Below are 25,446 nucleotides of genomic sequence, written 5' to 3'. Positions count from 1 at the left end.
AGAAAGATTTCAGCCATGCGGGCAGCCGCGCATCGTAGCCGCAGCACGAACAAGGCAAGATAAGCGGAATGAATGGCATTGAGCAACCCGGCTTCAACACCCGGCTATGGCGCCGCTTCCTGGCCATGGCAGCCCCCTACTGGCGTTCCGACGAGCGCTGGCGCGCGCGCGGCATGCTGGCCCTGCTGATCGTGCTGCTGCTGGGCCAGACCGGTTTCAACGTGCTCTTCAACCACGAGACCGGCGAGTTCACCTCGGCGCTGGCGGCGCGCGACGCCGAGCGCTTCTGGGCCTCGATCTGGCGCTGCCTAGCCCTGCTCTCGGCCGCCGTGCCGATCTACGGCCTCTACTACTTCGTGCGCGACACCCTGGGCCTGCGCTGGCGGCGCTGGCTCACCGAGGACTTTCTGCAGCGCTACTTCGGCCGGCGCGCCTACTACCGCCTCAACACCATCACCGGCATCGACAACCCGGACCAGCGCATTGCCGAGGACATCAATGCCTTCACCCAGCAGTCGCTCTACTTCTCGATGATCCTGCTCGGCGCGGTGCTGCAGCTGAGTGCCTTTGCCGGCGTGCTGTGGTCGATCTCGCGCACCCTGGTCTACTTTCTGCTGGGCTATGCGGTGTTCAGCACCCTGTTCACCGCCGGCGTGTTCGGCCGCCAGCTGATCGGGCTGAACTTCCGCCAGCTGCAGCGCGAGGCCGACTTCCGCTTCAACCTGGTGCGGGTGCGCGAGCATGCCGAGCCGATCGCCTTCCACCGCGGCGAGGCGCGCGAGATGTCGACGCTGCAGCGCGTCTTCGCCGCCATCTATGCCAACTACCAGCAGGTGCTGCGCTGGCAGTTCAAGCTCAATCTGTTCCAGTATGCGCACAGCTTTCTCACCACCGTGCTGCCCAGCGTGATCGTGGCGCAGCAGGTGCTCGAGGGCGAGCTGGAGGTGGGCCGCGCCATCCAGGCCGCCGGCGCCTTTGCCGCCATCCTCAGCGCGCTCACCGTGGTGGTGGAGCATTTCGAGAGCCTGAGCCGCTTCTCCGCCGGCATCGACCGCCTGCATGGCTTTGCCAAGGCGCTCGCGGCGCCGGACGCGGACGACGCGCAGCAGATCCGCCGCCAGGACGGCTTCACGCTGGAGCTGCAGCAGCTCAACCTCTACACGCCGGGGCACGAGCATCTGCTGCTGCGCGATCTCAGCCTCGGCGTGGCGCCGGGCGCGGGCCTGCTGATCGTGGGCGCCAGCGGGGCCGGCAAGAGCTCGCTGCTGCGCGCCATCGCCGGGCTCTGGACCAGCGGCTCGGGCCTGGTGCGGCGCCCGGCCGGCCACGACATGCTGTTCCTGCCCCAGCATCCCTATCTGCCGCTGGGCGATCTGCGCTCGCAGCTGCTCTACCCCCAGCTCAGCCAGGACACCTCGGACGCCGAGCTGCAGCAATGGCTGGAGCGCGTCAACCTGGGCGACCTGGCGCAGCGCTTCGGCGGCCTGGACGCGGTGCAGGACTGGGCCAAGCTGCTCTCGGTGGGCGAGCAGCAGCGCCTGGCCTTTGCGCGCGCCCTGCTCGCCAAGCCGCGCTACCTGCTGCTGGACGAAGCCACCAGCGCGCTCGACGCCGACAACGAGGCGCGCCTCTACGCCCAGCTGCAGGGCCTGTCCATCACCGCCATCAGCGTCAGCCACCACGCCGCGCTGCTGCAATACCACCAGCAGGTGCTGGAGCTGCAGGGCCAGGGGGCCTGGCAGCTGCGGCCGGCGGCCGGCTACCGCTGGCCCAGCTTGTGAAGGGGCGCGCCCACATGCCAAGCGACCAGCAACTGGGCATGGACCGCGCCATCACACGGCGCGACTTCATCAACGGCATCGCCGTGGCCGCGGGCGGCCTGGCGGCCCCAGCCTGCCCGCATGCGCAGGCGCAGGAGGGGGCGGGCGCGGCAGGTGATTTCGGCGGCCAGTCGCTCGCCGCCGCCGCGCCCCTGCACGCGCGCCGCGATGGTGCGCCGCTGCCCGCTTGGTCCGAGTTTTCCGACGACGGCGAGCGCTTCGATCTGGTGGTGGTGGGCGCCGGCATCAGCGGCCTGGCGGCCGCGCAGATGTACCGTCAGCATGCCGGGCGGCCGGTGTCCATGCTGATCCTCGACGCCGCACCCGAGCTGGGCGGCCACGCGCTGCGCAATGAATTCACCGCCCGCAACGGCCGGCGCCTGATCGGCTATGGCGGCTCCGAGTCGCTGGACTCGCCCGGCCTCTGGTCGCCCGCCGCGCATGCGCTGGTGCGCTCGGTGGGCATCGAGCTGGAACAGTTCAAGGACTATTACGACAGCGGCTGGCAGGCCCGCCACGGCCTCACGCAAAGCGCCGCCTGGTATGCGCCCCAGCTGTGGGGCGAGGGCCGGCTGGTGCGCCACGCCCCGGGCGAGCCGGCGGCCGACTGGGTGGCGCGCACGCCGCTGCTGCCCGCGGCGCAGCGCGACCTGCTGCAGCTGCTGCAGGCAAGACATGACCCCTGGCCGCAACTCACGCGCGCCCAGAAGCGCGCCCGCCTGGCCGGCCTCAGCTACGACCGCTTCCTCACCGAGGTTTTGGGCCTGCACCCGCAGCTGACCCTGCTCTACCGCAACCGCACCAGCGGCTACATCGGCGTGGGCAGCGACGCCTGCAGCGCGCTCGACGCCTATGCCCTGGGCCTGCCCGGTTTCGCCGGATTGGCGCTGGGCGAGGCGGTGGACGCGCTGATGAGCCCCAGCGGCCGCCAGGCCAAGGGTGGGCGGGACGACTACATCTACCACTTCCCCGATGGCAATGCGGGCCTGGTGCGCGCGCTGCTGCGCAGCCTGATCCCGGCCGCCCTGCCCGGCAGCGGCATGGAGTCGCTGGTGCTGGCCGAGCGCGACGACGCCCAGCTCGACCGCCCGGATGCGCCACTGCGCATCCGCCTCAACAGCCCGGTGCTGCGCGTGCAGCACGCCGCCGGCGGCATGGCGGTGGACATCGGCTACCGCGGCGCCGATGGCGGCCTGCGCCGGCTGCGCGCCGGCCAGGTCGTGCTGGCCTGTTTCCACCGCGTCATTCCCCAGCTCTGCCCCGAGCTGCCGGCGGCGCAGCGCGAGGCGCTGAACGACCAGGTCAGGGTGCCGCTGATCTACGGCAATGTGCTCTTGAGCCATTGGCGGCCCTTCCAGCGCGCCGGCATCGCCGGCCTCGGCCTGCCCGGCCATCTGTTCGACAGCCTGCGCATCGACTTCCCGGTCAGCATCGGCCGCTACCGCTTCCCCGACTCGCCGGACGATCCCATCCTGCTGCACCTCAGCAGCGTGGTGCTGGACGGCCCGGCCGGCGCGCCTGAGCGCGTGCAGGCCGCGGCCGGCCGGCGCAAGCTGCTGGGCCTGGGCTTCGCCGAGTTGGAACGCGAGATCCGCAGCATCCTGCAAGGCGCGCTGGGCCCCTTCGGCTTCGACGCCGCCGCCGACATCGAGGCCATCACCCTGAACCGCTGGGCGCATGGCTATGCCTACGAGTACATGCGGCCCTGGGACAGCTTTTGGCCCGCCGGCCCCCTGCCCATGCACAGCGCGCGGCGCGGCTGGGGCCGCATCGCGATCGCCAACAGCGATGCCGGCGCCTACGCCTATGCGCAGGGCGCGATCGACCAGGCCACACGCGCCGTGGCCGAGTTGCTGCCGCAGGCGCACCTGCCGCGCTTCTGGCGCGAACCCGGGCCCTCGGCCCGACAACTGAAACTGCCCCGCTGATCGATGCCAAAATTCGCCGCCAACCTCAGCATGCTCTACCCCGAGCATGAGTTCCTCGACCGCTTTGCCGCCGCCGCCCGCGACGGTTTCAAGGGCGTGGAGTTTCTCTTCCCCTACGAACATCCGGCCGACGAGCTGGCCGCGCGGCTGGGCGACGCCGGCCTGGAGCAGGTGCTCTTCAATGCGCCGCCGGGCGACTGGGCCGCCGGCGAGCGCGGCCTGGCCTGCCTGCCCGGGCGCGGCGCCGAGTTCCGTGCCGGCATCGCCCAGGCGCTCGCCTACGCCGAGGCGCTGGCCTGCCCGCGCATCCATGTGATGGCCGGGCTGGCGCCCGCGGGCGTGGAGCGCGCGCGGCTGCAAGCCACCTACGAGGCCAATCTCGCCTGGGCCGCCGAGCAGGCCGCGGCCGCCGGCCGCCGCATCCTGATCGAGCCCATCAACCCGCGCGACATGCCCGGCTACTTCCTGAACCGGCAGGACGAGGCGCATCGGATCGTGAACACGCTGGCCGAGCCCGCGCTGCAGGTGCAGATGGACCTTTACCACTGCCAGATCGTCGAGGGCGACCTGGCCACCAAGCTGCGGCGTTATCTGCCCGGCGGCCAGGTCGGCCATCTGCAGATCGCCGGCGTGCCGGACCGCCACGAGCCCGACCAGGGCGAGCTGAATTACCCCTGGCTGTTCGAGCTGATCGACCAGCTGGGCTGGCAGGGTTGGGTGGGTTGCGAATACCGGCCAAGGCGCGGCGCGGTGGCGGGCGGCACGACGGCGGGGCTGGGGTGGATGCGGGGGCAAGCCTGAGCCCGGCGCACATCCAAGGCTGACCGTCCCTGAACACGCGCCACTGCCTCAGGTCTCTGGGATTGGGCTCGAAATGCAAGGACCAGGAGATACCGCCACAAGCGAAGGTCCAGTCGAAAGGCTGCCAGTGATCCTCTCGAACAAGCTGCGGGTGCTCAAACCCATCGTCCCCTGTGCGGCCAAGCCGCCGTTCCGCGCGAGCGTGGCGCTCAGCGCTGGTGGCGAGGCGGTAGGGACGCATGTTCAAATGTTAGGCAAGAATCGCTAACGATCCACCTGCAACATAGTTAGGCATCACACAACCGCCATGTCCGCAGACGACGCCCTGCTAATCGCGCTTGGTCTAAACAACGAACGCGACGACGTTGACTTCAAGGCCAGCTTCGACCCGTCCTCGAATCGGGACTGGCTTGAGCTGATCAAGGATGTTGCGGCGTTCGCGAATTCCGGCGGCGGATACATCCTCGTTGGCGTTAACGACGACGGAACACCTTCCGCTCAAGACGTGACTTCGCTCCTCGCGGTCGATCCTGCGGACCTCGCCAACCGCCTGCATAAATACTTCGGCCAGCACTTGTTCGGTGTGGAGCTTATCGAGACGCAGAGGGCTGGGCAGGAGGTCTGCGCCGTTCGCATTCCTCCGGCACGTGTGCCGATCGTTTTTGCGCGGGTTGGCGAAACCGAACTGCCTGACGGAAAGAAGAAGACTGCATTTGCCCTGGGTACCGTGTATTTCCGCCATGGCACCAAGAGTGAGCCGGGCACAACGGAAGACCTCAGGCGCTTCCTCGACCGAGAGCTTGAGCTCACACGCCGGTCTTGGCTGGACGGGATCGTTAAGGTAGTTGAAGCGCCGGCTGGCTCGCGATTTGCCGTACTTCCGCCAGAAGGCTCACCAACTGGACCATCCGGCAGCTTGCCAATGCAGCTAACGAGCGATCCGGAAGCCCCTGCGTACTATGCCGTGCCTCTAGATCAAACGCATCCACATCGGCAGAAGGAGGTCGTCAAAGAGGTGAACGTGCGGCTCGGTGGCAAGCGAACAATCAACATGCACGATATCGTTTGCATCCGACGCGTGTACGAGGTACAGAAGCAGATCAGCTTCTGCTACACCCAGAACTTCGCATCGCCACGCTACTCGCAGCAGTTCGTCGATTGGATAGTCGCGCAGTTCGAGGTGAACGAGGCGTTCTTTGAAAAAACCCGCGCCAAGTACGACATCGCAAAGAGTGCGAAGTGATGCCTAACCCCTCGCTCAACCGGACGCTACACAGCTTGCCGCCGTCCGGGCCGTCATTTCATTCTGGCCCTACCGGCACGAAGCTGTTCCGCGCCGGTTATCTCAAACGTTAGAGCGCCATGCTTTCCGCCACCTGCGACTTTGCTATTGGCGCCTATCAGCGGTACCTGTCGCCTTACAAAGGGTTCGCTTGCGCACATCGTGTTCACACCAACCGCTGTTCTTGCTCGGCGTTTGCAAGGCGAGCAATTCGCAAGTACGGTGCCTTTAAGGCATTTACGTTGCTCCTGCTGCGCTTTGAGACTTGCCGTGCGTCTGCGGCAGTGCTGCAGTCCGCGGAGTCCGGCGAAAGTGGTGAAGATTCAGTCATCAATGAGCCATGCCCGCTGTGGGGTTCTCCAGAGGGGCGGCAGTGTCTGTCCAATGCCGCGGTCAGTGCCTGTCCATGCTGGCCGGGGTGGCCGTTTTCAAGAATCTAACCCAATGAAGTGTTTCTTCAGCGTAGGGAATCAGCGCTCTGACCGGTCACTCAACCGGACCCGCGAAGGCATGGCGCCTACGGGCCTCAGTTCATTCTGGCCCTTCGGCATCCTGCCGTCGCGGGCCGGTTAGCGTCAAAGTTAATAGGCTATTGAATTTTGCCCCCGCGCAAATGCCGCTCACAGGGCCAGAGGGTCGGGCCAGAGGATCAGGTCTCCCATGTTGCATTTCTTCCCAAGAAGGCGACGTTCCTCCTCCCCATTCGATTCGCAACTGGCAAGCATGAGAAATGGGAGACTTGACCCCGGCTGCGCGGCGTGCAGAGCGTGCAACACATGCCTCATCGGGCTCAAACGCCGTCAAGTGCAACCACGTCACCTGCCATGAAAATTCCGCTGCACCGTTCCCAGTTCGCCTCGAAGACCGACCGCACGCTCCGGGGATGCGTTGCTGGACAGCGTCGTTAGGCCGCAAGGATGCACTTCGTCCTCGTCAGTGCCTGTCTGCTCGGAAGTCCCGTCCGCTACGACGGAGCGCACCGGCGCTCGGGCAGCAAGGTTCTGCAGCGGTGGTTGAACGAGGGGCGAGTCGTGCCGGTGTGCCCGGAGCTTGCCGGCGGTCTGCCAGTGCCTCGCCCGCCTGCGGAGGTGCTTGCAGGCGCTGGGGGAGCCAAGGTTCTTGCCGGCCTCGCCAAGGTCGTGGATCCGAGCGCCAACGACATCTCGGCCGCATTCGTCACGGGCGCCCATCACGCCTTGCAGCTGGCGCAGTCCAGGCGCATTCGGGTCGCCGTGCTCCAGGAAGGCAGCCCGTCCTGCGGTTCGGGCTACATCTACGACGGAACGTTCACGGGTACCAAGGTTCCCGAGCGGGGCGTCACGTCGGCGCTGCTGGAGCGCACGGGAGTCAGGGTCTTCAGCGAGGAGCAGTTCGTCGAGGCTCATGAGTTCTTGCTCGAGCTTGAGGCACGCGATGCAGCCTAAGCCCTTAACCTCGATGGCGCGGGCGACCAATCTTGGCCCCTTCGTATCGCTCACACCAGACACCCGCAAATGATCATCAGACAAGCCCAAGTCCCCCCGCACGTCAACGCCAAGCCCGGCTGGGGCCGCGTTGATACGTTCCGACTGTCGGACGCCGGCGCGCTCACCCAGTTCGGCGCCTCGCTCCAGGTTCTCTCGCCTGGCGCGAAAGCCTCGATCAGGCATTGGCACGAGCATGTCGACGAGTTCCTGTTCGTGGTCAGCGGAGAAGTGACCGTAACCGAGAACGACGGGCATCACACGCTGGTCCCTGGTGACGCCGCCTGCTGGCCGGCCGGCATCGCCAACGGGCACACCGTGTCCAACAGGTCGGATGCCCCTTGCTCGTATCTCATCGTCGGTACGCGCGGTCTCGACCAGTCCGGACACTATGTCGCCGACCCTGACAACCCGGACGCCACGAACGGTCGCGCCGATGGCTGACGCCTGACCCTATGCCGGGGCAAGCTGCGACAAAGTTACCATGGTAACATTATCACTTTGCAGCAACGAATATCCACACCATGACCGACGCCGAGTTCCTCGCCGCGCTGGAGAGCGCGCGGCTGAGCCCCGCCGAGTTTGGCCATCGCGCGCATTTGCGCGCGGCCTGGCTTTACCTTTCGGGGCGCCCGTTTCTGGAGGCCTGCATCGCGATGCGCGACAGCCTGCAGCGCTTTGCCGCCAGCATCGGTAAAGCCGGGCTGTATCACGAGACCATCACGCTCGCCTTCATGAGCCTGGTGGCCGAGCAGATGGCGCGCCATCCCGGGGCCGACTGGCAGACCCTGCTGCGGCTTGAGCCCGAGTTGTGCGAGCGCGATCTGCTGTCGCGCTACTACAGCCCCGAACGTCTGCAGGACGCGGCCGCGCGCCATGTCCTGCTGCTCAACCCACGCGCCGCGCAAGAAGGAAAAGAGGCAGCATCCACATGAGCACCAGCAAGAGCAAAAAAACGAAATCCCCCGCCGCCGCCGCCACCGAGACCTTCGTGGTCGAGCGCGTGCAGACCGGCTTCCGCATGGAGAAGCGCATGCTCAAGGTGCTGAAGGCCTTGGCCGAGTACCACGACCTGGCCCTGGGAGATCTGGTCGAGGGCATCGTGCTGCACGCCTTCGAGGGCAAGTCGGCGTTCGGCGCGCAGAGCCTGGAACGCATCGCCGACCTGAAGCGCATCTATGGGCTGGAGCTGGGCGCCGAGGCGGCGCACCGGCTCACCGAAGCCTAGGAGTCTGCGCCGCAGACCGCGCGCACGCAGCCGCGCAGCCAGCGGTGCGCCGGGTCGCCGTCCATGCGCGGGTGCCAGAGCAGCGAGACGGTGAACTGCGGCGCCAGGGCCGGCGGCAGGGCAAAGCTGTGCAGGCCGGCGCGCAGATGGCCGGTGTGGCGTTCGGGCACGCTGGCCACCAGCTCGCTGTCGCGCGCCAGCGCCAGCGCGGCCGAATAACCCCCCACCGTGGTGACGATCTCGCGCGCCAGCCCCAGGGCCGCGAGGGCCGTGTCGATCGGGCCCTTGCCGTCGCTACTGCCGCGGCGCGACACCAGCACATGGCGGGCGGCGGCGTAGCGCTCGGCGCTGGGCTCGCCGCCCTGCGCCAGCGCATGGCCCGGCCGCACCACGCCGACAAAGCGGTCGCGGAACAGCGCCTGCGCGCGCAGCTCCGGCCCGGCGCTGCGACCCACCACGCCGGTCTCCAGGTCCACGCTGCCCTCGCGCAGCGGGGCGCTGTCCTTGTCGAGCTTGGGCTGGAAGCGCAGGCGCACGGCCGGCGCCTCGGCTTCGATGCGGGCCAGCAGGGCGGCGCCGAAGTTCTCCACAAAGCCCTCGCTGCTGCGCAGGGTGAAGCTGCGCTTCAGCTGGCCCAGCTTGAGCCGGCTGGCGGGCCGCAGCGCGGCCTCGGCCTCGTGCACCAGCTGGCCGACGCGCTCGCGCAGCTCCAGCGCGCGCGGTGAGGGCACCAGGCCCCGCCCGGCACGCACCAGCAGCGGGTCGCCGGTGCTCTCGCGCAGCCGCGCCAGGGCCCGGCTCATCGCCGAGGGGCTGAGGTGCAGGCGGCGCGCGGCGCGCGCCACGCTGCCCTCGGCAAGCAGTACGTCGAGCGTGACCAAGAGGTTGAGATCGGGTCTGGACATGGTGGCGGCACAGGCTAGCGCCCATGATATGGCGTCAGGCGCACGGATGAAGTGCAAATGCTGCGCCTTCCGCCATGCCAGCCAGGCACCTATCGTTGCCAGGCAACCGGAGAGCATGCGATGGATACAGCCACAAACACGGCCACAAACCTGGCGAACGACAAGGCGCAGGCGCCGCCCGCAAGGCCCACGCTGACGGGGCTGCTGGCCAGCCTGGCCCTGTGCGTGCTGCTGCCCGCGCTGGGCACCAGCAGCGCCAATATCGCCCTGCCCGCCCTGGTCGAGGCCCTGGGCGCGCCCATGCAGCAGGTGCAGTGGGTGGTGCTGGCCTATCTGCTGGCCAGCACCGGCCTGATGGTCGGCGTCGGGCGGCTGGCCGACATGCTCGGCCACCGGCGCCTGCTGCTGGCCGGCGTGCTGCTGTTCACCGCCGCCTCGGCGCTGTGCGGCCTGGGCGCGGGGCTGTGGCCCCTGGTCGCCGCGCGTGCGGCCCAGGGCCTGGGCGCGGCCGCCATGCTGGCGCTGGCCACCAGCCTGGTGAGCGCGGCGGTGCCCAAGGCGCGCGCCGGGCGTGCCATGGGGCTGCTGGGCAGCATGTCGGCGCTGGGCACCGCACTGGGCCCGGCGCTAGGCGGTCTGCTGATCGCCGCGCTGGGCTGGCGGTCGATCTTTCTCGTCAACGTGCCGCTGGGTCTGCTGGCCTTGGGCCTGGCCTGGCGCTATCTGCCCGCTGAGCGCGCGGTGCAGGACTCGGCGCGCCCGCGCTTCAGCACGCTGGCCACGCTGCTGCTGGCCGCCCTGCTGCTGGCGCTGGGCCTGGCCGCCTATGCGCTCGCTATGACGCTGGGGCGTGGCAGCTTCGGTGCGCTCAACCTGGCCCTGCTGGGCGCGGCGGCGCTGGTGCTGACCCTGTTCCTGCTGCTGGAGGCCCACAGCGCCACGCCGCTGATCCCCTGGGCGAGCCTGCGAGCGCCGCGGCTGCGTGCCGGCCTCGCGATGACGGCCCTGGTCTCGACCGTGATGATGGCGACCCTGGTGGCCGGGCCCTTCTACCTCGCGCAGACCCTGGGGCTGGACATGGCCCGCACCGGCATGGTCATGGCGGTCGGGCCGGTGGTGGCGGCATTCAGCGGCGTGCCCGCGGGGCGCTGGGTCGATCGCCTGGGCGCCGCGCGCATGAGCATCTATGGCCTGGCCGCCATGCTGGCCGGCTGCCTGGCGCTGAGCATGGTGGCGGCGGCCGCACCGCTGGCGCTGGCGCTGGCCGGCTACCTGGGCCCCATCGTCGTCATCACCGCCGGCTACGCGCTGTTCCAGGCCGCCAACAACAGCGCGCTGATGAGCGAGCTGGCCCCGCAGCAGCGCGGCGTCATCTCCGGTCTGCTGAACCTGGCGCGCAACCTCGGCCTCATCACCGGCGCATCGGCGCTGGGCGTGCTGTTCGCGGTGGCCGGCATGCGCATCACCTTTGTCGCGGCGGCGGCGCTGCTGCTGCTGGCGCTGCTGCTGGCCCCGCGCCGGCGGCAGGCGAATTAGACTTGGCTCCCTCACAGCCTGCCCAGCTCCCCCATGACCATTGCCTGGAATCTCTTCACCCCCTGGAGCGCCCTGCTCGGCGGCCTGCTGATCGGCCTGGCCACGGCCCTCTATCTGCTGGGCAACGGCCGCGTGGCGGGCATCACCGGCATCGTCGCCAGCCCGCTGCGCGCCCTGCTGAGCCGCAGCAGCCTGGCGCCCGAAGTCCCGCGCCTGGTCTTCATCGCCGGCCTGCTGCTGGCGCCCTGGCTGTGGCGCCTGTTCGCGCCGCTGCCGGCGGCTGCGGTGGATGTGGGCCCGCTGGCCCTGCTGGGCGCCGGCCTGCTGGTGGGGGTGGGCACGCGCATGGCCAATGGCTGCACCAGCGGCCATGGCGTGTGCGGCCTGAGCCGCTTCTCGCCGCGCTCGCTGGTGAACGTGCTGGCCTTCATGGGCGCCGGCTTCGCCACCGTCTACCTGCTGCGTCACCTGGGCTGAACGAAAAAACATGTTGCGACTCCTCATTGCAGGCCTCAGCGGCCTCGTCTTCGGCCTCGGCCTGATCGCCAGCGGCATGAGCAATCCGGCGAAGGTGAAGGGCTTTCTCGACCTCGCCGGCGCCTGGGACCCCAGCCTGGCCCTGGTGATGGGCGGCGCCATCGCGGTGGGCGTGTTCGCCTTCGCCACGGGCAAGCGGCGCGAACGCGCCTGGAGCGGCGAGCGCATGGAGATCCCCAACATCCGCGTGATCGACGCGCGCCTGATCGTCGGCGGCCTGCTGTTCGGCATCGGCTGGGGCATTGCCGGCTTCTGCCCCGGCCCGGCCCTGGTGGCGCTGGGCAGCGGCATGGACGCCGCGCTGATCTTCGTGCCCGCCATGCTGGCCGGCATGCTGCTGCACGATCAGTTCACCCAACCACGCTGAGGAGGCCGCGATGCTGGTATTCCGCCAACTCTTCGACCCCACGTCGTCCACCTACACCTATCTGCTGGGCGACTCGGCCTCCGGCGAGGCCCTCCTGATCGACCCGGTGTTCGAGCACGAGCGCCGCGATCTGGCCCTGCTGCGCGAGCTGGGTCTGCAGCTGGTGGCGACGCTGGACACCCATGTGCATGCCGATCATGTGACGGCGGCCTGGCTGCTCAAGCAGCGCTGCGGCAGCCGGATCATGCTCGCCGCCGCCGCCGGCGCCGCGGGCGCCGACCGCGCGCTGCAGCATGGCGACCGCGTCGCCTTCGGCAGCCGCCACCTGGAGGTGCGCGCCACCCCGGGCCATACCAATGGCTGCGTCAGCTATGTGCTGGACGACCAGCGCATGGCCTTCACCGGCGACGCGCTGCTGATACGCGGCTGCGGCCGCACCGATTTCCAGCAGGGCAGCCCGAGCCGGCTCTACCACTCGGTGCGCGAGCAGATCCTCAGCCTGCCCGAGGCCTGCCTGCTCTACCCCGGCCATGACTACCGTGGCCTCACCGTCACCAGCGTGGCCGAGGAGCGGCGCTACAACCCGCGCCTGGGCGGTGACGTCAACGAGGGCGATTTCAGCGGCTATATGAAGAACCTGGGCCTGCCCCATCCCAGGCTGATGGACATCGCCGTGCCCGCCAATCTGCGCTGCGGCGAGCCCGAAGATCCCGGCGCCGGCGCGGGCGAGCCCGACTGGGCGCCGCTCACCTGCACCTTCAGCGGCATCTGGGAGATCCAGCCCAATGCCCTTTACGACTGCGTCGCCGGCGGCGCGGGCAGCGCGATCCAGATCGTCGACGTGCGCGAGCCCGACGAGTTCAACGATGCGCTGGGCCATATCCAGGGCGCGCGCCTGATGCCGCTGTCGCAGCTGGCGCAGCAGGCCGCCGAGCTGGCCACCGATCGGCCCATCGTCGCCGTCTGCCGCTCCGGCGCGCGCTCGGCCCAGGCCACCGTGCTGCTGCAGAAGCAGGGGCTCAAGCAGGTTGCCAACCTGGCCGGCGGCATGCTGCGCTGGCGCGCCGAGGCGCTGCCGGTGGAGGGCGGCGCGGTTTAGTCAATCGCCCAAGTCGATCTGCCCTGCCAGCGCCACCCCGGCCAGGCCCGCCGGCAGCGCATAGTCCGCCAGCACCCAGGCGCGGCTGCGCTCCGCCGCCGCCTCGCTCAAGAGCTCGTTGAGCACCCGTATCGAGCGGCCGTCCAGCGCCGCATAAGGCGTGTCCAGCAGGGTCAGCGCCGCACCGCTGGCCGCCGCGGCGAGCAGGTGTAGCTTGCGCCGGCTGCCGGTGGACAGCATGTAGAGCGGCTTGTCGAGGTGTTCGGCGAGCTGCAACGCCGCCACCAGGGCGGCCTCGGTACCGGCCTGCCAGCTGGCGGCAAAACCCTCGCGCTGCGCGGCCAGCCAGGCGCGCGCCATCACCGCGTCATGCCGGGCGGCCGTCGCCTCGTCGAAAAAGAAACAGCTCAGCTCGGCCCGGCGCTGCAGCCGGCCGTGCGTGGGCGCCAGCTGGCCCGCCAGCAGGCGCAGCAACGTGGTCTTGCCGCGCCCGTCGCCGCCGCGCACCAGCGTCAGGCCGGGCTGCAGCGTGAAGCACAGGCCTGCCAGCAGCGCGCGCGCGCCGACATCGAAGCCCAGTTGTTCGGCTTGGATCAAGAGGCTGGCAGGGGTGGACATGGTCCCATTCTCGCCGCGCATTTGGATACAAGCTCGATCACCGGCGCCGCCGGCAGGCACTAGGCTGCGCACAGCGCATCTTCAACACGGGACGCCCATGCACATCCACACCCTGTTCACACGCGCCCTGCTGCTCGGCCTGGCCCTGCTGGGCGCCTGCGCCAGCGTGCCGCCCCCGGCCGCGCCGGCCACAGCGCCCGCCACGCCGCCCCAGCCCAGCATCGATGCCCAGCGCCAGGCCGAGTTCGACCGCAGCCAGGCGCGCTGGCATGGCGCCAAATTGCAAGAACTCGTGAGCAAGCTGGGCAAGCCCAGCAGCAACACCCGCGCCGCCGATGGCAGCCAGGTGCTGGTCTACGCCAAGTCCGCCAAGATCAAGGGCCCCAACGGCCCCAGCCTCTTCAGCTGCGTGGTGCGCTACCAGATCGAAGCGCAGAGCGAGCGCATCGTCGGCCACCAGATCGAGGGCTGCTAGCGCAGGACAGTTCAGTCGATGAAGGCGCGCGCCAGCCGGTCGGTGAGCGGCTTGGTGAGCATCGCCAGCGCGCTGCGCTCGCCCAGGGCTACGAACACCTGCACCGGCAGGCCCGGGCGCAGCTGCGCGCCGCTGGCGGCCAGGCGCGCGCGTTCCGCGGCGGGCACGGTCAGGCGCACCAGCAGGTAGGGCTCGCCGCTGCGCGCATCCTGCAGGCGGTCGGCCGAGACCGTCAGCACCTCGCCATGGATCACCGGCGTGCGCGTCTGGTCCATGCTGGTGAAGTGCAGATCGGCGGGCAGGCCGGCGGCGAGCTTTTCGGCCGCGCTCAGCGCAAAGCGCGATTCGACGATCAGCGCGCCATCCTCGGGCACCACTTCCATCAGCGTTTCGCCCGCCTTCACCACCCCGCCCACCGTGTGCGCGGTGAGGCCCACCACCTTGCCCGAGACCGGCGCCAGCACCTCGGCGCGCGCGATCTGGTGGCGCAGCGCCGCGGCGCGCGACTGTGCGCCGGAAAGCTGGCGATCCACGTCGAGCAGCTCCAGCTCCCAGTCGCGGCGCGTCTCGCCAAGGCGCTTGCCCTGGGCCGAGCCGGCCTCCTGCAGGGCCTCGCGCACGCGCTGCAGCTCGGACACGCCCTGCGCCTCCTCCTGCGCCGCGCTCACCGCCTGGCGCTGTGCATCGATCAGCTTGAGCTTGGGGTAGTAGCCGTCGCGCGCCAGCTGCTCCAGCGTGGCCAGCTGGGCGTCGACCAGGCCGCGCTGCTCGCGCTGGCGCTCGATCTGGGCCTGGCGCCCGCCGATCTCGGTGCGCAGCTGGGCCAGCCGCGCCTCCAGCTGCTGGCGCTCCTGCGCCGTGCCATGACGCTGGCTGTTGAAGAGCGCCTGCTGCAGGGCCAGCGCGCTGTCGCCACCTTCCAGCTCGCGCGCCCGCGCCTGCAGCGCGGCATCGAACTGCAGGCTGGCGGCGCCCGCCAGCAGCGCCTGCAGGCGCGCCCGGGTGGCCCCCAGCGCCACCTCCTGGCGTTGCAGATTGGCCAGCTCGGCGCGCTGCGGCGCCATCTCCAGGCGCAGCAAGACCTGACCCTTGTGCACCGCATCGCCCTCGCCCACCGCCAGCGCGGCGACGCTGCCGCCCTCGGCATGCTGGACCGCCTGGCGCTGGCCGGCCACCACCACGGTGCCCTGGCCCGGCAGGGCCTGGCCCAGCGGCGCCAGCGCGGCCCACAGCAGCAGGCCTCCCAGGCCCAGGCCCAGCAGGGCCAGGCCGCGCCGCAGCAGGGGGCGGATCTCGTCGTCGGCCGTCCAGGCCTCGTTGGCAGCAACAGCAGCGGTCGTCATCATGTTCATCTCTCCTTGAGCATCAGGCCTGGCGTGCCTGATGTGCCTGGGGCACGGCGCGCAGCGTGTGGTGCAGCACCTCGTCGCGCGGGCCGAAGGCGGCCTGGCGGCCGGCCTGCAGCACCAGCATGTCGTCCACCACCTGCAGCAGCGGCAGGCGGTGCGACACCACCACGAAGGCACCGCCGGCGGCCTTGTGGGCCTGCAGGGCCTGGCGCAGGGCCTGCTCGCCCTGCTCGTCCAGATGGGCGTTGGGCTCGTCCAGCACCAGCAGCACCGGCTTGCCGAACAACGCGCGGGCCAGCCCCAGGCGCTGGCGCTGGCCGCCCGAGAGCTGCAGGCCGCCGCGGCCCAGCCGGGTCTGGTAACCCTCGGGCAGGCGCAGCAGCAGCTCGTGGATGCCGGCCTGCTGGGCGGCCTGCACCACCGCGGCCGCATCCACCTCGCCCATGCGGGCGATGTTCTCGGCCACCGTGCCCTCGAACAGCTCGACGTCCTGCGGCAGGTAGCCGATCGCGCTGGCGCGCTGCGCCTCCGGCCATTGCGCCAGCTCGGCGCCGTCCAGCCGCACCGCGCCCAGCGTCGGCGCCAGGCCGCCGGCCAGCAGGCGCGCCAGCGTGGACTTGCCGGCACCGCTGGGGCCCACCACGGCCAGGCCGCGGCCGGGCGCCAGTTCAAAACGGATGCCCTGCAGCAGCGGCGCCTGGCCGGCACCCGCCTGCCAGCCCAGGCCTTCCACGCTCAGCCGGCCGCTGGGCGCCGGCAGGGCCAGCGGCTCGGCCGGCGCGGCCTGGCTCAGCAGGCCGTTGAGGCGCTGCCAGGCCTCGCGCGCCGACAGGATCTGGCGGCTCTGCCCCACCAGGCCCTCGATGGGGCTGAGCGCGCGCCCCAGCAGCAGGGTCGTGGCCATCATCATGCCGGGGCTGATGCGCTGCTCCAGCACCAAGAGGGCGCCCAGGCCCAGCGCCAGCGACTGGGTGGCCAGGCGCAGCAGCCGCGTCACCGCGGCGGCATGCGCCGCTTCCACGCTGAGCTCGGCCTGCAGGCCGGCGGCCTGCTCGTTCAGGCCCAGCCAGCGCCGCGCCAGCGCGCCGCGCATGCCCAGGGCACGCGCCGCCTCGCCATGGTTGATGGTCTCGGCCAGCGCCTGCGCCGCCTCGGCCGCGGCGCGGTTGGCCTGCAGCGCCGGCGCGCGGGCACGCCGCTCATGCCAGACCGCCACGCCCACCAGCAGGGCCAGGCTGCCGGCCACGAACAGGCCCAGCCAGAGATCCACCGCGAAGGCCATGGCCAGGAACAGCAGGCCCAGCGGGGTGTCGAAGCACAGCGCCGGCACCGGGCCGGCGACGAACTGGCGCAGCGTCGCCAGGTCGCCGGCCATCAGCTGCTGGGCGCTGCCGGCAGGCGCGCTGAAGGCGGCGCGGAACACCTCCGGCGCCAGGCTGCGGTTGACGCCCGCCGCCAGCCGCACGCAGATCGCGCTGCGCACCGACTCGAGCGCCGCCAGCAGCGCGAACAGGCCCAGCGCCCCCAGTGTCAGCAGCGCGAGGGTGACCTCGTTGCGGCTGCTCAGCACGCGGTCGTAGACCTGCAGCATGTAGACCGTGGGCACCAGCAGCAGCAGGGCGATCGCCACGCTGAAGCCGCCCAGCGCGCCGGCATAGCGGCGCAGCGCGCGCGCCACCAGGGCCAGGGGAGGAGAAAGTTCGGTGCTGGGCTTGGCGGACATGAAGAGGCTCCGGGCGGGTCGATGAATAAAGTGTCCGAAGCCTGGGTTTCAGGCCCGCTTCAGGGGTGGGCGCCCGTGCGTTTCGTTTGTTTCAGGGCGCCCCAGATCGGCATCAGGCGAAGGTCACCATCTCGCTGTCGAAGTGCAGCAGCGACGTCTCGTCGTGCAGATTGATGGCGGTGTTCACCAGCGCGCCACCGAGGTGGTAGGCGGTCTCGTTCAGGCTGCCCGAGGAGAAGCCCACGTCGTAGCCGCCGGCCAGCTTGAGGAGGTCGTAGCTGAAGTCCAGGTCCACCAGCAGATCGGTGCGGTTGCTCAGGTTGACCGTGGGCACCAGCTCCAGCTGGTATTCCACCGTGCCGTCGGCGTCGCCGTGCAGGTCGATCTGCGAGGCGTTCGCGATCTTGATGTCCTCGCCCATCTGGAAGGTCTGGGTCGAGCCGTCCTCGAAGTGCAGCACACCGGTGAGCTTCTGCTCGTCCATCAGGAACTTCTGCTGGATGCTGGCGCCGCCGAAGATGTCGAAGTCGATCAGGTCCAGCGAACCCCACACCAGGCCCAGGTCCAGCTCCAGCTTCATCGCATCGTTGCCGCCCAGCAGGAACTGGTCGACGTCGAAATTCATGTTCAGGAACTGCGCCTCGGCGGTGCCGGCGAACTGGCCGTCGGCGAGCGACTTGACGCTGCCATCGGCGAGCAGATCGGGCCAGGACATATGCGCTTGCAGGCCCATGCTGTCGATGTCGAAGTCGAGGTCGTGGGTGTCGAAATCGATGATGTTGGTGCTGCCGTCCAGCTTGATGTCCACCGGCGGCACGGTCAGCGGGATCTCCAGCACATCGCCGATGTTGACGCCCGCATAGGCATAGAGCGAGAGCAGGGCCTTGAAGTCGAGCTGGTAGGCGGCCTGCGGGCCGGAGGTGTCGAAGCTGCCAGCGACCAGGTCCGCGTCGGTCTTGATCAGCAAGGTGTCCAGCGTCTTGTTGTGGGTGGCGTCCAGCGTCACGTCATAGGTCAGCGAGGCGTCGATGTCGCCGCCCTCGATGTCGATCTGCTGGCGAAAACCCAGCGTGTAGCCGGCCGAGAAGTCGTACACCAGGGTGTCGCCGGGCTCGCTCTTGGCGGCGCCATGCTCGTCCAGGCCGTAGAAGTCGTCGGTGTGGATGTCGGTGGCGGCGCCGCTGCCCCACATGCTCTGGTCCAGCGTATCGAAGCGCTGCTCGGCCTGCTGGTGGGTATGGTCGATCTCGATCTTGAAGCTCTGGCTGGCGGCCTGCTCGTCGCCATTGCTCTTTTCCTTGGCGATGGCCTGGAAGCTGAGGTCGAACTTGCTGTCCTGGCCCTCGGGCAGGGTGAGCACGAATTCCTGCACCAGCTGGCCCGGCTGCGTGCCCGGGTTGACGCCCGAGGGCGTCAGCGTGGCGCCGGCCGGCAGGCCCAGGGCTTCGATGCGGTCGATGTACTCGGAGCCATCGGCGTCGGTCTGGGTGGCGGTGACGATGAACTTGATCTGGTTGACGCTGTCGCCCTCCAGCATCTGCACGTCCAGCTGCGGGCGGTCGGCCACCGCGGCCAGGCTGAGGTTGATGTGGGCGCCGTCCACGCCGCCATGGCCGTCGCTGATGCAGTAGCCCAGGGTCTCGGTGCCGGCGAAGTCGGCATCGGGGGTGTAGAGGATGGCATCGCCGGCCAGGTTGTCGGCGTCGGCACCGTCGACGATCTGCAGCGTGCCGTGCTGGGCGCCTTCCACATGTGTGATGGTGAGGGTCTGGCCATCGGCGTCGCTGTCGTTGGCCAGCACCTGCAGCAGCAGGCCGGCGGGCTGGTGGCTGGGGCTGGCAAGGCCGGCCTGGCCGTCTTCGAAGCCGCTGACGCTGTCGTCATGGGCGTCGGGGGCTGCTGGCGCGACGGTGGTCAGCTTGGCCAGGTCGTTGCGCGGGCCGCCGGTGACGCCCACATTCGCCAGCCGGGCGCCGAAGTCCATATGGGCGATGTCGTCCAGCGTCAGGTTGTTGGCGGTATTGGACAGGGTGAAGCTGATGGACTTGATGTCGTCCTTGGCGATGCCCTGGGTGCCGAACTCCAGGCCCACGTCATAGGGCGAGGCCGCGCCGCTCATATTGGCACCGTTGCCCAGGTCGATCACGTCCACGGTGTCGAAATCAGTGATCAGCGGGCTGCCGCTGGTCTTGAGGCCGGCCAGCTTGCTGTCGTCGGCCAGGTCGAAGAACAGGCCGCGCATGTCGGCGGTGGTGCCGGCCGGGCCGCTCAGGGCCAGCGCAAAGTCGATCTTGCCGTCATGCTCGGTGGCGGTGACGAGCACGCCCGGCGCCTGGGCCGAGCCGGGGATGGTGAAGCTGATGCTGCGTGCGCATGTCATGGTGGACTCCTGAACGGTTGAGTTGGATAAGGGAAAGAGGGCTTGACTCGCTGGTTGGCGATGTCGAGATGGTGCGAAGCGCAGGTATCAGCCCGGTTTCGATGCGCGGCGGCGGCGGTTTCATTTGTTGCCCGGCGGCCGTGGCGGCCACGCTGGCGCGCGCCGGCCATGTGCCGCGCGCTTGACCAAGCTCAATAGCGTCGGGGTGGGTTTTCAGGGATCCTGGGTGCCGATGATTTAGACTCGGCAACCCAATTTCATGGAGCCGACCGGCTCCGGGGCGCTCACGCCCCTTCCTGATTGAAGAAAGCCGATGATGCAACGCCTGGACGATTTCCGCCTCAAGATGGGCCGCCACGAACTGGTGCCCATCGTGATCGGCGGTATGGGGGTGGACATTTCCTCTGCCGATCTGGCACTGGAAGCGGCCCGCCTCGGTGGCGTGGGCCATATCTCCGACGCCATGGTGCCGACGGTGACCGACCGCCGCTACCAGACCAAGTTCGTCAAGGCCAAGCAGGCCCTCTACAAATACAACATGGACTCGGAGGACAAGTCTCCGGTCAAGTTCAGCCTGGAGCAGTTGACCGAGGCCACCCGCCTGCATGTGGAGGGCACCATGGCCCGCAAGCAGGGCAAGGGCCTCATCTTCATCAACTGCATGGAAAAGCTGACGATGAATGCGCCCAAGGAGACCCTGGCGGTGCGCATGAACGCCGCGCTGGATGCGGGCATCGACGGCATCACCCTGGCGGCCGGCCTGCACCTGGGCTCATTTGCGCTGATCGAGCAGCACCCGCGCTTCCGCGAGGCCAAGCTGGGCATCATCGTCTCCTCGCTGCGCGCGCTGCAGCTGTTCCTGAAGAAGAACAGCCGCCTGAACCGCCTGCCCGACTACGTGGTGGTGGAAGGCCCGCTGGCCGGCGGCCACCTGGGCTTCGGCATGGACTGGGCCGAGTACGACCTGGCCACCATCGTGAAGGAAATCGTCCAGTACCTGCAGGACGAGAAGCTAGAGATCCCGGTGATCGCGGCCGGCGGCATCTTCACCGGCAGCGACGCGGTGCGCATGCTGCAGCTGGGCGCGGCCGGCGTGCAGGTGGCCACGCGCTTCACCGTCACCAAGGAATGCGGCCTGCCCGATGACGTGAAGCAGGAGTACTTCAAGGCCGGCGAGGACGACATCGAGGTCAACCAGATCTCGCCCACCGGCTACCCGATGCGCATGATCAAGGCCAGCCCCGGCATCGGCGACGGCATCCGCCCGAACTGCGAGGCCTACGGCTATCTGCTCGACGCCAACGGCAAATGCGCCTACGTCACGGCCTACAACCGCGAGGTGGCCGCGCACCCGGGCGAGCGCCGCATCCATGTGATGGACAAGACCTGCTTGTGCACGCACATGCGCAACTTCGAGATCTGGACCTGCGGCCAGACCGCCTGGCGCCTGAAGGACACCACCCACCGCCTGCCCGACGGCAGCTACCAGCTGCTCACCGCCGAGCATGTCTTCCGCGACTACCAGTTCAGCGTGGACGACCAGGTGGCGCTGCCGGAGCCGACGCTGACGGTGGCCTGAGCGGGGTCAGTGCCGACAGGCACGGCGCCCTTGAGGCGCTAGCATCGCGGCTTCCAAGAAGGAGACAAGCCCGATGCGCGCAGCGCCACACCACAAACACCTCGGCAGCTTGATGCTGCTGCTGGCCGCCCTGCAAGGTCTGGCCACCCCCGGCGTAGCCGCTGCCGTCGCCAGCACCACGGCCGCCACCGCAACGACATCGGCGCCGTCCCGCCTTGCCGCGCTGCTGCAGCGGCAGGACTTCCGCGCCGCCGCGCCGCGGCTCAAGCCCCTGCTGGCCAAGGCCGCGCCGAGCCCGGCCGAGCGCGCGCTGATCTACCAATGGCTGTGGATGCGCGAGGACATGGCCGAGCTGGACCGCCGCACGCGCCTGGCCGCCAACAGCGCGCCGGTGGACCTGCAGTACGCCGGCCGGCTGGCGTTGGAGACGCGCGACTTCGAGCGCGCCAGGCAATGCTTTGACGGCGCGCTGCAGCGCGCCAGTGCGGCCGAAGGAATGGCCGAGGGAACCGCGGCAGACAAGGCCGCCGCGCTCAAGGGCCTGGGCCAGCTGGCCTACCAGCAGCGCGACTTCGACGCCTCGCACCAGCAGCTGCGCGCCAGCCTCGCGGCCGCGCCCACGGCCGACGGCTACCAGGCCCTGGCCGATACCTTGATACGCCTGGGCCGCACCGACGATGCCATCGCCGCCGCCGAGCAGGCCGTCAAGCTCAACCCCTATCACGAGGCCGCGCATTACCTGCTGGGCAATGGCTACGCGCGCCAGAACTACAGCCAGCTCGCCGCCGCCGACGCCAGCGCCTTCCAGGCCGCGACGGCCCTGGTGCGCCAGGCCTCCGACGCGTTTGCCGCCGGCCGCTTCGAGGCCGCGCGCGACCATGCTTTTGCCGCGCTGCGCCGCCTGCCCGGCCTGGGCCGGGCGCACGCGGTGCTGGCCAAGGCGCTGGAATCGCAGCGCATGCTGCAGAGCGTGCACCGCGCCGCCGACGAGCGCCGCTTTGCCGCCACCCCCATGCCCACCGTGCCGGCGATCGAGCGCTATGTGCTGAACTGGGCCGAGCTCTCGCCGCGCCACCAAAAGCGCGTGGCGCTCTCGGTCGCGCCCTGGCAGGCCTTCATCCCCCTGCTGGTGGAGGGCGGCGCCACCCACTACATCAAGCCGCTCTACATGAAGCTCTCGGACACCCCGGGCGCCAAGGCGCTGAAGGACGCGCGTATCGAGTACGACTCGCGCCTCTGGGACGATGTGCGCGGCATGGGCGGCCACCACACCGTCACCGGCATCGAGGATGTGGAGCGCTCCATCTTCGAGCGCTACAACACCGTGCTGCATGAGCTCAGCCACCAGGTGCACGGCGTGCTCACCGCCGACCAGTGGCGCGAGATCCAGGAGTTGTATCGCCGCGCCAAGGAGCGCGACGCCGCCACCGGCAACGGCTTCCTCTCGCGCTATGCCGGCGGCTCGGTATGGGAATACTTCGCCGAGGGCGCCAACGCGCTCGACTCGCCGCGCCGAGATGCCTACGACCCGCGCGAGATCGTGCGCGAGCGCCTCGCCAGCATCGACCCCGAGCTGCAGGCGCTGGAGCGCCGGCTGATGGCCAAGCAGGACGTGCAGGCCAGCCTGCCGATCGCGCTGGTGAACGGCGCGCGCCAGCAGCTGGAAGACGGCGAGCTGGCGCCGGCCCTGACGCGCTTCGAACGCGCGCTGCAGGTGGCGCCGGACGACGAGGTGGTGCTGGGTGCCGCGCTCTACGGCATCTCGCTGAAGGGCGAGCGCGCGCCGGTCGACGCGCTGGCAACGCGCGCCCTGCAGCGCCACCCCTTGAGCGGCGGCATCAAGACCGCCGCCGCCGAGGCGCTCTGGCACACCGGCCAGCCGCTGGCCGAGGTGATCGCCGGCTTAAGCGCGCGGCGCGACGAGCTCAAGGGCGAGGACCAGTTCCGCGTCGACCTGGCGCTGGCCGACTACCAGCGCAAGCAGGGCGATGTGGACGCGGCCCTGGACAGTTATGCAAAGGTGCTGGCCTACCAGGCCGACAGCCCCGAGGGCCTCTGGGGCCGCGCCGCCACGCTGGCGCTGGCGCAGCGCTGGGACGAAGCCTTTGCGCAGTACGAGAAGGTGCTGCGCCTGCGCACCGGCCTCGTGCCGCTGCGCGCCGACTATGTGCGCGACCTGCTGCGCGCCGGCCGCACCGAGGCCGCCACCATCCAGCTCAAGGAAGCCCTGCTGCTGGATGCCACCGACCCCAACCTGCGGGCCCTGGATGCCTGGATCTCGCTGCAGGGCAAGGACGCGGACGCCGCGCTGCGCAAGACCCAGGCCGCGCTCGCCCAGTTCCCCTGGTGCGATCTGGCCCTGATCGTCAAGGCCAAGGCCCAGCAGGCACTGGGCCGCCACGACGAGGCCAGGGCCACGCTGGCCGCCATCAGGCGCGACGGCCCGGCCTACCTGTTCCGGGCCGACAAGTCGGAATGGGTTTCGGTGCATGAGCTGCCGGCGGTGGAGCAGCGCCTGCTGCCGCAGACGCCCTGAGCCGGGCCACGCCATGGACCCCACCGAACTGCCCGCCCACGCCCTCAGCGCCGCCATCCATGCGCGGCAGCTTTCCTGCCGCGAGCTGATGCATGCCACGCTGGCCCGCATCGCCGCGCTGAACCCGGTGCACAAGGCCATCGTCAGCCTGCGCGACGAGGCCGAGCTGCTACGCGAAGCGGATGCGCGCGACGCGCAGTTGCAGCGCGGCGAGGCGATGGGCTGGATGCATGGCCTGCCGCAGGCGATCAAGGACCTGGCCCTCACCGCCGGCTTGCGCACCACGCTGGGCTCGCCGCTGATGAAGGACTTCATCCCCAAGGAAGACGGCCTGATGGTGGCGCGCATGAAGGCGGCCGGCGCCATCGTCATCGGCAAGACCAACACGCCCGAGTTCGGCCTCGGCTCGCACAGCTTCAACGAGCTGTTCGGCTGCACCGGCAATGCCTACGACCCGGCCAAGTCGGCCGGCGGCAGCAGCGGTGGCGCGGCGGTGGCGCTGGCCACGCGCATGCTCGCGGTGGCCGATGGCAGCGACTTCATGGGCAGCCTGCGCAACCCGGCGGCCTGGAACAACGTGTTCGGCCTGCGCCCCAGCCAGGGCCGCGTGCCGCTGTGGCCGGCCAGCGATGTCTGGGTCACGCAGCTGGGCACCGAGGGCCCGATGGCGCGCCACACGCAAGACCTGGCCCTGCTGCTCGAGACCCAGGCCGGCCACGACCCGCGCGTGCCGCTCTCCCTGCCTGGCGGCGAGCGCTATGCGCAGCGGCTGCGCGATTTTCAGCCGCGCGGCCAGCGCATCGCCTGGCTGGGCGATCTGGGCGGCTATCTGGCGATGGAGCCCGGCATCCTCGAGGTCTGCGAGCAGGGCCTGCAGCGCCTGCAGGGCCTGGGCTGCGTGGTCGAGCCCCGGCAGCCCGGCTTCTTTTCGCCCGAGGCGGTCTGGCAGGCCTGGCTGGTGTGGCGGCGCTGGCTGGTGGCGGGGCGGCTCGCGCCCTATCTCTTCAAGCCCAGCAACCGCGCCCTCATCAAGCCCGAGGCGCTGTGGGAGGCCGACCAGGCCGCCGGCCTCAGCGGCGCACAGACCCTGGCCGCCAGCACCCAGCGCAGCGCCTTCTACCAGCAGATGCTGGCGCTGTTCGACGCGCATTGCGACTTCATCGCCCTGCCCGCCACCCAGGTCTGGCCCTTCGAGGCGAGCCAGCGCTGGCCGCAGCAGATCAACGGCCGCGCGATGGATACCTACCACCGCTGGATGGAGGTCACCATCTACGCCAGCTTCGCCGGCCTGCCCGCCATCAGCCTGCCCGCCGGCTTCGGCCCGACCGGGCTGCCCTGCGGGCTGCAGATCATCGGCCGGCCGCAGGCCGATCTGGCGCTGCTGCAGCTCAGCCAGGCCTATGAGGATGCGGCGCAGGACGTGCTGCAACGGCGGCCGCCATCAATCGCCGCGCAACTCGACGATGGCCTCGCCTGACACCGGGTCGGTGACACCGAGCCCGTTGCCGAGGTCCTCCAGCATGCCGCGCAGGCGGTCCAGCAGCGCAATCATGCTGGGGCGCGCGCTGACGATGCTCTCCATGCTGTCCCACTCGCCGATCACGCAGTAGGCGCGCTCGCCGGTCTTGAGCAGGGAGAATCTGCGCATGCCCGGCAGCTCGGCCCTGACTTGCCGATGCTCGTTCACGAACGCGTCCTCGAGCCCCGGCTTCACCTTGAAGCGAACGACGTTGTATGCGGTCATAGGACCTCCTTGCTGAGGGATGCAGGATCAGCTTAGGCCGCGCTGCGGCCGAGTTCCAATCCGGGGCGAGGTGCGC

General features: G+C 69.8%; 23 protein-coding genes. 17 read left to right on the top strand and 6 right to left on the bottom strand.

Annotated elements, in window-relative coordinates:
* Window positions 1–68 precede the first annotated feature (68 nt).
* The 9 genes from PFX98_RS11865 (at window position 69) to PFX98_RS11825 (ending at window position 8,522) form a co-directional block, all read left to right on the top strand.
* Window positions 69–1,781 carry an ABC transporter ATP-binding protein/permease gene (locus PFX98_RS11865; protein WP_285235411.1) on the top strand — a complete coding sequence of 571 codons (1,713 nt, stop codon included), beginning with the start codon at window positions 69–71 and terminating at the stop codon, window positions 1,779–1,781.
* Between the two features lie 14 nt (window positions 1,782–1,795).
* The gene (locus PFX98_RS11860; protein WP_285235410.1) at window positions 1,796–3,748 is read left to right on the top strand and encodes an NAD(P)-binding protein; all 1,953 of its coding nucleotides are present in this window, start codon (window positions 1,796–1,798) and stop codon (window positions 3,746–3,748) included.
* A 3-nt stretch (window positions 3,749–3,751) separates the two neighbouring features.
* Window positions 3,752–4,549: a 2-oxo-tetronate isomerase gene (gene otnI, locus PFX98_RS11855; protein ID WP_285235409.1), complete on the top strand. Its 798-nt coding sequence runs from the start codon at window positions 3,752–3,754 to the stop codon at window positions 4,547–4,549.
* 307 nt (window positions 4,550–4,856) lie between these two features.
* Window positions 4,857–5,792 carry an RNA-binding domain-containing protein gene (locus PFX98_RS11850; protein ID WP_285235408.1) on the top strand — a complete coding sequence of 312 codons (936 nt, stop codon included), beginning with the start codon at window positions 4,857–4,859 and terminating at the stop codon, window positions 5,790–5,792.
* 119 nt (window positions 5,793–5,911) lie between these two features.
* Complete coding sequence (yidD, locus tag PFX98_RS11845) at window positions 5,912–6,271, top strand: membrane protein insertion efficiency factor YidD (RefSeq protein ID WP_285235407.1); 360 nt, start codon at window positions 5,912–5,914, stop codon at window positions 6,269–6,271.
* Window positions 6,272–6,748: 477 nt separating this feature from the next.
* Window positions 6,749–7,255 (top strand): 2-thiouracil desulfurase family protein, encoded by a 507-nt coding sequence (locus tag PFX98_RS11840; RefSeq protein ID WP_285235406.1) that lies wholly within the window; start codon window positions 6,749–6,751, stop codon window positions 7,253–7,255.
* 69 nt (window positions 7,256–7,324) lie between these two features.
* Window positions 7,325–7,738 carry a cupin domain-containing protein gene (locus PFX98_RS11835; protein WP_285235405.1) on the top strand — a complete coding sequence of 138 codons (414 nt, stop codon included), beginning with the start codon at window positions 7,325–7,327 and terminating at the stop codon, window positions 7,736–7,738.
* Window positions 7,739–7,818: 80 nt separating this feature from the next.
* A complete protein-coding gene (locus tag PFX98_RS11830; protein WP_285235404.1) occupies window positions 7,819–8,229 on the top strand; it encodes a hypothetical protein in 411 nt (136 codons plus the stop codon).
* A complete protein-coding gene (locus PFX98_RS11825) occupies window positions 8,226–8,522 on the top strand; it encodes a hypothetical protein (RefSeq protein ID WP_285235403.1) in 297 nt (98 codons plus the stop codon). The genes PFX98_RS11830 and PFX98_RS11825 overlap by 4 nt, the downstream gene beginning before the upstream one ends.
* Here PFX98_RS11825 and PFX98_RS11820 read toward each other — a convergent pair.
* Window positions 8,519–9,427, bottom strand: a complete 909-nt coding sequence (locus PFX98_RS11820; RefSeq protein ID WP_285235402.1) for a LysR family transcriptional regulator — start codon at window positions 9,425–9,427, stop codon at window positions 8,519–8,521. The genes PFX98_RS11825 and PFX98_RS11820 overlap by 4 nt on opposite strands.
* A gap of 120 nt (window positions 9,428–9,547) precedes the next feature.
* Between PFX98_RS11820 and PFX98_RS11815 the strand changes: the two genes are divergently transcribed.
* From PFX98_RS11815 to PFX98_RS11800, 4 genes are read left to right on the top strand one after another with little or no spacing between them, the layout of a single operon-like run.
* Complete coding sequence (locus PFX98_RS11815) at window positions 9,548–10,963, top strand: MFS transporter (RefSeq protein WP_285235401.1); 1,416 nt, start codon at window positions 9,548–9,550, stop codon at window positions 10,961–10,963.
* A gap of 33 nt (window positions 10,964–10,996) precedes the next feature.
* A complete protein-coding gene (locus PFX98_RS11810) occupies window positions 10,997–11,440 on the top strand; it encodes a YeeE/YedE family protein (RefSeq protein ID WP_285235400.1) in 444 nt (147 codons plus the stop codon).
* 10 nt (window positions 11,441–11,450) lie between these two features.
* Window positions 11,451–11,867 carry a DUF6691 family protein gene (locus PFX98_RS11805; RefSeq protein ID WP_285235399.1) on the top strand — a complete coding sequence of 139 codons (417 nt, stop codon included), beginning with the start codon at window positions 11,451–11,453 and terminating at the stop codon, window positions 11,865–11,867.
* Between the two features lie 13 nt (window positions 11,868–11,880).
* Window positions 11,881–12,966, top strand: coding sequence for an MBL fold metallo-hydrolase (locus PFX98_RS11800; protein ID WP_285235579.1), 1,086 nt, complete (start codon window positions 11,881–11,883; stop codon window positions 12,964–12,966).
* Here PFX98_RS11800 and PFX98_RS11795 read toward each other — a convergent pair whose 3' ends face one another.
* Window positions 12,967–13,584 (bottom strand): ATP-binding cassette domain-containing protein, encoded by a 618-nt coding sequence (locus tag PFX98_RS11795; RefSeq protein ID WP_285235398.1) that lies wholly within the window; start codon window positions 13,582–13,584, stop codon window positions 12,967–12,969. It lies immediately after the preceding gene.
* A 97-nt stretch (window positions 13,585–13,681) separates the two neighbouring features.
* On the opposite strand from PFX98_RS11795, the gene PFX98_RS11790 reads away from it, so the two are divergent.
* Window positions 13,682–14,059: a hypothetical protein gene (locus PFX98_RS11790; protein ID WP_285235397.1), complete on the top strand. Its 378-nt coding sequence runs from the start codon at window positions 13,682–13,684 to the stop codon at window positions 14,057–14,059.
* Between the two features lie 11 nt (window positions 14,060–14,070).
* On the opposite strand, the gene PFX98_RS11785 is transcribed toward PFX98_RS11790, so the two are convergent.
* From PFX98_RS11785 to PFX98_RS11775, 3 genes are all read right to left on the bottom strand, one after another.
* Window positions 14,071–15,405 carry an HlyD family type I secretion periplasmic adaptor subunit gene (locus PFX98_RS11785; RefSeq protein WP_285235396.1) on the bottom strand — a complete coding sequence of 445 codons (1,335 nt, stop codon included), beginning with the start codon at window positions 15,403–15,405 and terminating at the stop codon, window positions 14,071–14,073.
* Between the two features lie 19 nt (window positions 15,406–15,424).
* On the bottom strand, window positions 15,425–17,131 hold the full coding sequence (locus PFX98_RS11780; protein ID WP_285235395.1) for a type I secretion system permease/ATPase: 1,707 nt from the start codon (window positions 17,129–17,131) through the stop codon (window positions 15,425–15,427).
* Between the two features lie 112 nt (window positions 17,132–17,243).
* Window positions 17,244–19,511, bottom strand: coding sequence for an Ig-like domain-containing protein (locus PFX98_RS11775; protein WP_285235394.1), 2,268 nt, complete (start codon window positions 19,509–19,511; stop codon window positions 17,244–17,246).
* A gap of 316 nt (window positions 19,512–19,827) precedes the next feature.
* Between PFX98_RS11775 and PFX98_RS11770 the strand changes: the two genes are divergently transcribed.
* From PFX98_RS11770 to PFX98_RS11760, 3 genes are all read left to right on the top strand, one after another.
* Complete coding sequence (locus PFX98_RS11770) at window positions 19,828–21,090, top strand: nitronate monooxygenase (protein WP_285235578.1); 1,263 nt, start codon at window positions 19,828–19,830, stop codon at window positions 21,088–21,090.
* 73 nt (window positions 21,091–21,163) lie between these two features.
* Window positions 21,164–23,626: a tetratricopeptide repeat protein gene (locus PFX98_RS11765; protein WP_285235393.1), complete on the top strand. Its 2,463-nt coding sequence runs from the start codon at window positions 21,164–21,166 to the stop codon at window positions 23,624–23,626.
* 13 nt (window positions 23,627–23,639) lie between these two features.
* Window positions 23,640–25,103, top strand: a complete 1,464-nt coding sequence (locus PFX98_RS11760) for an amidase (RefSeq protein WP_285235392.1) — start codon at window positions 23,640–23,642, stop codon at window positions 25,101–25,103.
* On the opposite strand, the gene PFX98_RS11755 is transcribed toward PFX98_RS11760, so the two are convergent.
* The gene (locus tag PFX98_RS11755) at window positions 25,068–25,370 is read right to left on the bottom strand and encodes a putative quinol monooxygenase (RefSeq protein ID WP_285235391.1); all 303 of its coding nucleotides are present in this window, start codon (window positions 25,368–25,370) and stop codon (window positions 25,068–25,070) included. The two genes, PFX98_RS11760 and PFX98_RS11755, sit on opposite strands and share 36 nt — an antisense overlap.
* Window positions 25,371–25,446 lie beyond the last annotated feature (76 nt).

The sequence above is a fragment of the Paucibacter sediminis genome, assembly GCF_030254645.1.
Classification (GTDB): domain Bacteria; phylum Pseudomonadota; class Gammaproteobacteria; order Burkholderiales; family Burkholderiaceae_C; genus Paucibacter_B; species Paucibacter_B sediminis.
Note: the sequence above shows the minus strand (reverse complement) of the source record. Positions and strands in the feature narration are given on the sequence as shown.

What these genes read in the sequence shown, in the direction of transcription:
- PFX98_RS11865 (WP_285235411.1), top strand. Translation starts at nt 69, where the DNA reads ATGAATGGCATTGAGCAACCCGGCTTCAACACCCGGCTATGGCGCCGC.
- PFX98_RS11860 (WP_285235410.1), top strand. Translation starts at nt 1,796, where the DNA reads ATGCCAAGCGACCAGCAACTGGGCATGGACCGCGCCATCACACGGCGC.
- otnI (WP_285235409.1), top strand. Translation starts at nt 3,752, where the DNA reads ATGCCAAAATTCGCCGCCAACCTCAGCATGCTCTACCCCGAGCATGAG.
- PFX98_RS11850 (WP_285235408.1), top strand. Translation starts at nt 4,857, where the DNA reads ATGTCCGCAGACGACGCCCTGCTAATCGCGCTTGGTCTAAACAACGAA.
- yidD (WP_285235407.1), top strand. Translation starts at nt 5,912, where the DNA reads ATGCTTTCCGCCACCTGCGACTTTGCTATTGGCGCCTATCAGCGGTAC.
- PFX98_RS11840 (WP_285235406.1), top strand. Translation starts at nt 6,749, where the DNA reads ATGCACTTCGTCCTCGTCAGTGCCTGTCTGCTCGGAAGTCCCGTCCGC.
- PFX98_RS11835 (WP_285235405.1), top strand. Translation starts at nt 7,325, where the DNA reads ATGATCATCAGACAAGCCCAAGTCCCCCCGCACGTCAACGCCAAGCCC.
- PFX98_RS11830 (WP_285235404.1), top strand. Translation starts at nt 7,819, where the DNA reads ATGACCGACGCCGAGTTCCTCGCCGCGCTGGAGAGCGCGCGGCTGAGC.
- PFX98_RS11825 (WP_285235403.1), top strand. Translation starts at nt 8,226, where the DNA reads ATGAGCACCAGCAAGAGCAAAAAAACGAAATCCCCCGCCGCCGCCGCC.
- PFX98_RS11820 (WP_285235402.1), bottom strand. Translation starts at nt 9,427, where the DNA reads ATGTCCAGACCCGATCTCAACCTCTTGGTCACGCTCGACGTACTGCTT.
- PFX98_RS11815 (WP_285235401.1), top strand. Translation starts at nt 9,548, where the DNA reads ATGGATACAGCCACAAACACGGCCACAAACCTGGCGAACGACAAGGCG.
- PFX98_RS11810 (WP_285235400.1), top strand. Translation starts at nt 10,997, where the DNA reads ATGACCATTGCCTGGAATCTCTTCACCCCCTGGAGCGCCCTGCTCGGC.
- PFX98_RS11805 (WP_285235399.1), top strand. Translation starts at nt 11,451, where the DNA reads ATGTTGCGACTCCTCATTGCAGGCCTCAGCGGCCTCGTCTTCGGCCTC.
- PFX98_RS11795 (WP_285235398.1), bottom strand. Translation starts at nt 13,584, where the DNA reads ATGTCCACCCCTGCCAGCCTCTTGATCCAAGCCGAACAACTGGGCTTC.
- PFX98_RS11790 (WP_285235397.1), top strand. Translation starts at nt 13,682, where the DNA reads ATGCACATCCACACCCTGTTCACACGCGCCCTGCTGCTCGGCCTGGCC.
- PFX98_RS11785 (WP_285235396.1), bottom strand. Translation starts at nt 15,405, where the DNA reads ATGATGACGACCGCTGCTGTTGCTGCCAACGAGGCCTGGACGGCCGAC.
- PFX98_RS11780 (WP_285235395.1), bottom strand. Translation starts at nt 17,131, where the DNA reads ATGTCCGCCAAGCCCAGCACCGAACTTTCTCCTCCCCTGGCCCTGGTG.
- PFX98_RS11775 (WP_285235394.1), bottom strand. Translation starts at nt 19,511, where the DNA reads ATGACATGCGCACGCAGCATCAGCTTCACCATCCCCGGCTCGGCCCAG.
- PFX98_RS11770 (WP_285235578.1), top strand. Translation starts at nt 19,828, where the DNA reads ATGCAACGCCTGGACGATTTCCGCCTCAAGATGGGCCGCCACGAACTG.
- PFX98_RS11765 (WP_285235393.1), top strand. Translation starts at nt 21,164, where the DNA reads ATGCGCGCAGCGCCACACCACAAACACCTCGGCAGCTTGATGCTGCTG.
- PFX98_RS11760 (WP_285235392.1), top strand. Translation starts at nt 23,640, where the DNA reads ATGGACCCCACCGAACTGCCCGCCCACGCCCTCAGCGCCGCCATCCAT.
- PFX98_RS11755 (WP_285235391.1), bottom strand. Translation starts at nt 25,370, where the DNA reads ATGACCGCATACAACGTCGTTCGCTTCAAGGTGAAGCCGGGGCTCGAG.